We start from the raw sequence: 397 nt of genomic DNA on the forward strand, positions 1-397 counted from the left end.
ACTACTTTACCCACAATTTCATGGCCCGGTACCATCGGGTACATAGAGCCACCCCATTCATCTCTTGCCTGGTGTAAATCACTGTGGCAAACACCACTGTATAAAATTTCAACATGCACATCATGCTCTCCAACATCTCTTCTTTCAAAATTATAAGGAGCTAAAGGTGTTGTTGCATTGAATGCTGCATAAGATTTGGTTGCTATCATAAATGTTTATTTTGTAACGGGTTGCAATACTACTATTAAACTTTGGTTGTCCAAAGGACTCCTTCGGAGCTTCACATTCCGAAACTTCGGGATACTTTTTGTTCGCTATTCAAAAATAAATTGCTGTTTATAATTCGTTAATCTGATGATGGTAAAAGTAACAAACGTTACAATGCAATTGTTCAAGA

At 37.3% G+C, this 397-nt stretch carries 1 protein-coding gene; it reads right to left on the reverse strand.

Annotation, left to right across the window (positions count from 1 at the left end; genetic code table 11):
• On the reverse strand, positions 1-209 hold a 209-nt coding region (locus tag E3E36_RS12525), incomplete at its 3' end, for an alcohol dehydrogenase catalytic domain-containing protein (RefSeq protein WP_167895652.1).
• Positions 210-397: the final 188 nt, after the last annotated feature.

This window comes from Thermococcus sp. M36 (assembly GCF_012027355.1).
Taxonomy (GTDB): domain Archaea; phylum Methanobacteriota_B; class Thermococci; order Thermococcales; family Thermococcaceae; genus Thermococcus.